Consider the following 6,745-nt stretch of genomic DNA (forward strand, 5'->3'; position numbering starts at 1 on the left):
GGTTTCATTGTGTTACGCTTGGGTTGGTTGATCCGGATTTTGCCAAACAACAATTGCAACTGCTGACCGAAGAATGGTATATGCATCCTTCGGGCATGTTGCCTGCGTATGAGTGGTCGTTGGGTGATGCCAATCCGCCCATCCATGCAGGAGCGGTGTTCAGGATCTTCCGGATGGATGCCAAAGCCAAAGGGGTGAAGGATTATGTATTCCTGGAATCACTCTTTCACAAGCTGCTTATCAATTTCACCTGGTGGGTGAACCGGAAAGACAAGGAAGGCAACAACATTTTTGAAGGCGGCTTCCTGGGGCTGGATAATATCGGGGTGTTTGACAGAAGCGCGCCATTGCCCGAAGGCGTGCATGCAGAGCAAGCCGACGCTACCAGCTGGATGGCTGTGTATGCATTGAACATGCTACACATTTCCCTGGAACTGGCTACTTACAATAAGGCCTATACGGGCATGGCTATCAAATTTTTTGAGCATTTCCTGTACATCGCCGGCGCTATGGCCAGCATGGGTAAGAACAATACCGGTTTGTGGGATGAAGAAGATGAATTCTTTTACGACCAGGTGCGCGTGAAAAATAACCAGATCGTAAAACTGAAAGTAAAAAGCATGGTGGGATTGATCCCCCTGTTTGCTGTAGAAGTGATCACCCGGGAATCGCTGGACAATAACCCGGTTTTTGCAGAACGCATGAACTGGTTCCTGCGGCACCGGCCCGACCTGGCCTTACTGGTTTCGCGTTGGTACGAAGAAGGTAAACAGGACACCCATCTGTTGGGATTACTGGGTGGGCATCGGATGAAAAGACTGTTGAGTCATATGCTTGATGAAACAGCTTTTTTAAGTGATTATGGCGTAAGGTCATTATCGAAAGAATATGCCAAACACCCTTATAGTATTAATATAAATGGGGTGCCTATGAGCGTGCCTTATGTGCCGGGAGAAAGTGATAGCGCGATGTTTGGTGGTAATTCCAACTGGCGCGGACCGGTTTGGATGCCCATGAATTTCCTGCTTATTGAAAGTCTGCGTAAATATCATTTCTATTACAGCGATGATTTTAAAATAGAATATCCAACCGCCTCGGGCAATTATCTTACATTGAAACAGGTGGGCAATGAGATTGCCTGCCGGTTGTTAAGCATCTTCAAGCGTAATGAAGCTGGCAAACGTCCCGTATTGGGTTCGCATCCCAAATTCCAGAACGATCCGCACTTCAGGGATTACATTTTATTCCACGAATATTTTCATGGCGATAATGGCCGCGGCCTCGGCGCCTCGCACCAAACCGGCTGGACGGGACTTATTGCTAATCTTATTATTATGAAGAATCAGCAATGAGAAGTGTATGCCTGTAGATGAGTTATACGGTAGGTACAACCTTTGCATAATTTATCTGATTTACCAAACCACTCCCCACTAATAAATAACTCCATGTAGCTGTGTTCAGGCTTTCTGTGGCCTGACAAACCTTTTTTTGAAACCATTAAAAAATTAAACTACCATGAGAGTTAATTTCTCCATTGGATGCCGGTTTTTCGCGGCATCAACGTTGCTTGCATTGATGTTGACGGGTTGTAAAAAAAATGATGGCCCCAAAAACAATAACAAAGAAGTGGATATGCAATTGATTGCCGATGGTTTTGTTTCCCCCATTGGCCTGGTTACAGCGCCTGATGATAATAGTCGGTTGTTTGTAATTGACCAGGCTGGAAAGATCTGGATCATTAAAGACGGTCAAAAACTGGCTACACCTTTTATGGATGTAACCAGTAAAATGGTGGCGCTTACACCTGGTTACGATGAAAGAGGATTATTAGGACTTGCCTTTCACCCGGATTATAAAACCAATGGCCGGTTCTTTATTTATTATCAGCTGCCGCCCCGTGCCGGTGGGCCGCAGGCAGGTGTTAACTGGAATAATTTGAGCCGCATTTCAGAATTTAAAGTATCCGCCAATATGGATGTAGCCGATATGAATTCTGAAAAAGTATTGTTGGAAATGGATGATCCGCAATCGAATCACAATGGCGGTACATTGGCATTTGGTCCCGATGGCTATTTGTACATTTCCATTGGTGATGGCGGCGCCGCCGATGATGTGGCACCGGGGCATGTTACCGACTGGTACACACCCAATGCAGGTGGTAATGGGCAGGATCTTGATTCCAATTTATTTGGCAACTTTCTGCGCATTGATGTAAATAGTGGAAGTCCCTATGGAATACCTGCTGATAATCCGTTTGTAGGCAAGCCTGGTAAAGATGAGATCTATGCCTATGGTTTTCGCAATCCTTTCCGTTTTTCATTCGATATGGGGGGCGATCATAAATTGATCTCCATGGATGCCGGCCAGGTATTATGGGAAGAGATCGATGTAGTGACGAAAGGTGGGAATTATGGCTGGAATGTAAAAGAAGGAAGGCATTGCTTTAATGCAGCCGCAGACTCGCTGCCGACGGCTTCCTGTCCTTCGGTAGATAATCTCGGTAATCCGTTGATCGATCCGGTGATAGAAGTAAATAACTGGAAGAATCCGGCAGGAGGGAAAGCCACCACTATTATTGGCGGTAATGTATACCGGGGAAAAGATATAAAGGGCTGGGATGGAAAATACATTTTCGGCACCTTCTCGCAATCACCCACCACTGCAAATGGTGAGTTGTTTATGTCGCAACCTTCCGGTGCAGGCATGTGGACGTATGATGAGATAAACCTCAAAAGCCATCCCGATGATGTGGGCTATTACCTGAAAGGGTTTGGACAGGATAATGAGGGGGAAATTTACCTGACGGTTTCCTCCATACTGGGACCCAGTGGCAATACCGGAAAAGTGTTTAAACTGGTGGCTGTAAAGAATAAAGATGACAACTAGTAAGATGGCTTGTTTTTCCAGTTTGTAGAGGTATATACACAAATGGTGCTCTATACGGAGCTAAAAAGGCTTCCCGATTAAATCGGGAGGCCTTTTTGCTATATTTGACATACAAAAACTACCGGTTATGGAAACATATATGTTTGTAAAGAATGGCGGGGATTGGTTCATCGATCTGCCGGAATATATTGAGCAGGGCGGTAATGCCGGCGATCTGCAAATGGTTGATGGCGCCGATATCATGCTCGACATCATGGCCGAACGCGGTACATCAGTAGTGTTAAATATTTCAGAAGAACCGTTTGAAGGGGCGGATATGCTTGTTCTAACCGAGAAATGCGACCCAGGTATTGGCGGCGGTTATTACCTGATGGAAAAATACAACGGCAAGGCGGTTAATCAGCGCATGTGGCTGTGCCAGGTAACAGAATTTGTTTTTGGCAAACTTCCTGAACGTATCTTTGTTAAACAAGAGGATGTCGATGCTTCAGAATAAACAAATACCTATGTGGCGTAAAATATGGGCCATAGTGCGGAAGATCTTATTTCCGAAAAAGAGTTGTTGCAGATAGACAACTATTATTCATGTCTGTATCACTTCAACTACAACACCTGGTACGGCCAGGTTACTCAATAGACTTATTTGTACCTGATCCGCAGGAAGTACAGGATCATTACTTGCAGCAAAAGCAGGTACAGGCCGAAGTGCCATTTCCACACTGGACAAAACTGTGGCCTGCAGGCCTGGCGATGGCCGACTTTATTCATCAGCATCCTGAATTAGTTCAGGATAAAAACGTGCTGGAACTGGCGGCCGGACTGGGATTACCAGGATTTGTGGCTGCCCGTTATGCAAAAGCCATTTGTTGCAGCGACTATCTGCAGGAGGCTGTTGACGCTATGACCAGGACTGTACAGCATGTACAGCTCTCTAATGTTACCTGTCAGGTGTTGGATTGGAACTTCCTGCCCGATGATCTTACTGCAGATATATTACTATTAAGTGATATTAATTACGATCCCGACCAGTTCGATCAGCTTTACCAGGTATTACAACGCTTTCTTCAACAGGGCGCCACTATTCTGCTAACCACTCCACAACGGCTCATGGCCAAACCATTTATTGAAAAGCTGCTGCCCTTTTGTAAACAGCAATATGAAATGACTGTATTTTACCAGCAGCAATACACGCCCATCAGTTTACTGTTGCTATAGCAAAGCCCACGGCCTCGCCGGGCAGTGAAAGCCTTTTATATAAGTGTTGATCTGGATTAATGACCAATGTCATTTGTCTGGATAATGATATTACACTATTTTAGATATTCAAATTTATAGGCATATACTATCGCTAATGAATATCCCCTGAACTTCCTGCCATCGATCCCTTCTGACTAACAAACAACTTACTGCCTTTGCTAACCAAAACCTGCATGAGTATTTCAAATACTCATGGCGCAATACTATTTTCAAACTTTAAAAAAATCATTGTTTATGAGCCGCCCTTTTACCCACTTAATCAGTAAATACCTGCCCGTTCTTCTTCTTGCAGTTTGTTTATTTTCTTCACAAGCCTTCTCCCAAACAACCACTACGTTTCCGGCTGCATCTTCCTGTACTTCAAAAGACCTTACGCTTACAAGCGCTACCTTACCGGGTTCAGATATCTGCAACACCTGTACACCAGGTTCATCTACAACCAGAACATTGCATTTGTCTATCTACAACAAAACAGGTTCAACAAGAACTTCTTTTGCATTCTGGGGCACGCTGGTTATACGCAACAGTAACGGCACCATTTCTTCCAGTACGCCCATTCAGGGCTGTGGAGGTCCTGTAGTTTCAAGTGATACAACCACGTTAACGTTCAACCAAATTACCTATACATGTGGTCAGTCGTTAACTATAAAAGATCTGTTTTTGGCATGGACAGATGCTTCTCCCAAAAGCACCTGCGCCTCGCTCAATTCAGCCACCATTAATCCAAAATGCGGCACCCTCGATTCAATACAAATTAATACCGGCCTTAATGCCGGCTTTAATGTTTCCAGTGCTACCTGCAACGCAGGCGGATCTATTGATATGACGCCAACCGGTGGAAAACCTCCGTACACATACTCCTGGACTGCCAGTAATGGCGGCGTTATTCCTTCAGGCCAGTCAACCCACCAGGACCTTAGCGGTTGTGTGGCAGGAACGTATACCGTGCTCATTACTGATGCTTTAAATTGTACGGCCTCAAGGAACACGACAGTAGGAGCTCCGGTAACCGTTACAGCCAACGCAGGAACGGGCTTTACCAAGACCTGTAATTCCAATACAAGCGGCAAGCAAATTGGAGTAGCGTCAGAATCCGGGTTTACGTATTCATGGTCTCCAACCACAGGGTTAGATAATGCCAATATCAGTAATCCCACCGCCAATCCAGCGGTAACTACCATCTATACTGTAACAAAGACCAGTACAGCCTCTGGTTGCAGCGGCACTGCCGATGTGACTATAACGGTAAATTCTACGCCTCCTGTTGTCAGTGCAGGAGATGCCTTTACCAAAAACTGCACTTCGAATACAAACGGCAAACAAATTGGGGAAACGGTCGTGTCAGGGTTTACGTATTCCTGGTCACCAACCACAGATTTGAGCAGTGCAAGCGCCAGCAATCCTACCGCTAATCCATCAACAACTACGACCTACACGTTAACCAAGACCAATACAACTACAGGTTGCAGTAACACAGCTGCTGTAATTGTTACAGTAACTACGACGACGCCAGCGGCGCCGGCTATTTGCGTGGTGCAACCTTCGCTGTGCGGACCAACAACTGGAAGTGTAACTATAAACAGTCCGCTCGGATCAGATTATCAGTATAGCATTGATAATGGTACAACCTGGCAGGCGGGTACCTTGTTCAATAACCTGGTTGCAGGGTCGGTAACCGGGATAAAAGTTAAACAACTGAGTACGGGTTGTTTTTCATCTGCCGTCAATTGTGATGCATCCAATTGTTCACAATCCGGTGCGAGATTAATAACAGACGCTTCAGCACCTGAGCCAACTCAGCCCTCAGGTCAAATTACCCTCAAAGCGTTTCCCAATCCTTTTAGTAGCATGGTGAAATTTGAGGTAACCACTCCCGAAGGGGGAAAGGGAAGCCTGGAAGTGTTCAATTTGCTTGGACAAAAGGTAAAAAATGTTTTCCAGGGAAGCATGCTGCGGGGCGTTAATACATTTCAGATAAATCTGCCATTGATGAGATCTGCCCAACTGGTTTATGTGCTGAGAGTAGGCGATAAAATAGTAACCGGTAAGTTATTGCAGTTAAATCAATAAGAGTTATGGGAAACTACTAAATAGAAGAGGCCGTCTCAAATAAAGAGGCGGCCTTTTTGATCTTTTAAACCGCTGTATCAGCGTAAAGTTGTCAATAAAGTGACATCTTCAATAATTCAGAACGTATGTGGCTAACTATGCTGCATTGCTAATTTAATACGCCGCATGTAGAACTTACTATGCCGCATCCATAACGAACTATAGAACAACCTGATTTAACAATAGAGCAAACTGACTTCACTATAGAGCAACCTGATTTAACAATAGAACAACCCGTCTTCACTATAGAACAACCTAACTTCACTATAGAGCAACCAGGGTTAAATATGGGAAGACCCTATGCAACATTGACCAATAAGTGCATAACTATCATGCTATAGTCTTGTACTTATAGGCACAAGTTAACTACATATGAGCAAAAGTACGAACTGATGCTCCATAGTTAGTCATAGATGACCTATATATAATAATTGATGAAAAGTAGTTCATTTTTGAAGCATATTAATGAAGACCGAAATCAATTTATTAATCA

General features: G+C 44.5%; 5 protein-coding genes. All 5 read left to right on the forward strand.

All coding sequences use genetic code 11. The features are described 5' to 3' along the window. Positions 1 to 1,352: MGH1-like glycoside hydrolase domain-containing protein (locus tag ACJ751_RS00745; protein WP_407743450.1), on the forward strand; the 1,352-nt coding region annotated here is incomplete at its 5' end. Positions 1,353 to 1,515: 163 nt separating this feature from the next. Continuing rightward, a complete protein-coding gene (locus ACJ751_RS00750) occupies positions 1,516 to 2,886 on the forward strand; it encodes a PQQ-dependent sugar dehydrogenase (RefSeq protein ID WP_407743451.1) in 1,371 nt (456 codons plus the stop codon). A gap of 127 nt (positions 2,887 to 3,013) precedes the next feature. Next, complete coding sequence (locus ACJ751_RS00755; protein WP_407743452.1) at positions 3,014 to 3,382, forward strand: DUF6717 family protein; 369 nt, start codon at positions 3,014 to 3,016, stop codon at positions 3,380 to 3,382. A gap of 89 nt (positions 3,383 to 3,471) precedes the next feature. Further along, positions 3,472 to 4,101, forward strand: a complete 630-nt coding sequence (locus tag ACJ751_RS00760; RefSeq protein ID WP_407743453.1) for a class I SAM-dependent methyltransferase — start codon at positions 3,472 to 3,474, stop codon at positions 4,099 to 4,101. A gap of 276 nt (positions 4,102 to 4,377) precedes the next feature. Continuing rightward, positions 4,378 to 6,213 carry a hypothetical protein gene (locus ACJ751_RS00765; RefSeq protein ID WP_407743454.1) on the forward strand — a complete coding sequence of 612 codons (1,836 nt, stop codon included), beginning with the start codon at positions 4,378 to 4,380 and terminating at the stop codon, positions 6,211 to 6,213. Positions 6,214 to 6,745: the final 532 nt, after the last annotated feature.

This window comes from Niastella sp., from assembly GCF_045805085.1.
Classification (GTDB): domain Bacteria; phylum Bacteroidota; class Bacteroidia; order Chitinophagales; family Chitinophagaceae; genus Niastella.

What these genes read in the sequence shown, in the direction of transcription:
- ACJ751_RS00765 (WP_407743454.1), top strand. Translation starts at nt 4,378, where the DNA reads ATGAGCCGCCCTTTTACCCACTTAATCAGTAAATACCTGCCCGTTCTT.
- ACJ751_RS00760 (WP_407743453.1), top strand. Translation starts at nt 3,472, where the DNA reads ATGTCTGTATCACTTCAACTACAACACCTGGTACGGCCAGGTTACTCA.
- ACJ751_RS00750 (WP_407743451.1), top strand. Translation starts at nt 1,516, where the DNA reads ATGAGAGTTAATTTCTCCATTGGATGCCGGTTTTTCGCGGCATCAACG.
- ACJ751_RS00755 (WP_407743452.1), top strand. Translation starts at nt 3,014, where the DNA reads ATGGAAACATATATGTTTGTAAAGAATGGCGGGGATTGGTTCATCGAT.